The following is a 283-nucleotide window of genomic DNA, read 5'->3' on the forward strand; positions in this document are numbered from 1 at the left end:
TGAAACCTCCACACGCTCGATATCAAATATATTTTCGTATAATTCCAATGCTTTTAAGCTATCTTTCACAACCATATCAAGTTCTACGCTAACCATAATGCACACACTCCTTTTACAAAGTAATAAATATTATTTACCTCACCATTTTCCCCAGTGTTTAAAATATATTGTCAAACCAAGCCTCATTGGAATCACACACTTCTTTCTTCCGTAAGCCCGAATTATAAAAAATAAGCGCACCTTACCGGTACGCATGACAAATAGCCGTATATCACGACTTTTT

At 35.3% G+C, this 283-nt stretch carries 1 pseudogene; it reads right to left on the minus strand.

The features are described 5' to 3' along the window. A pseudogene (locus SAZ04_RS21835) lies at window positions 1-96 on the minus strand (VOC family protein); the annotation flags it as partial. Between the last annotated feature and the right edge of the window lie 187 nt (window positions 97-283).

The sequence above is a fragment of the Halalkalibacter lacteus genome (assembly GCF_036663595.1).
Classification (GTDB): Bacteria; Bacillota; Bacilli; order Bacillales; family Bacillaceae_D; genus Halalkalibacter; species Halalkalibacter lacteus.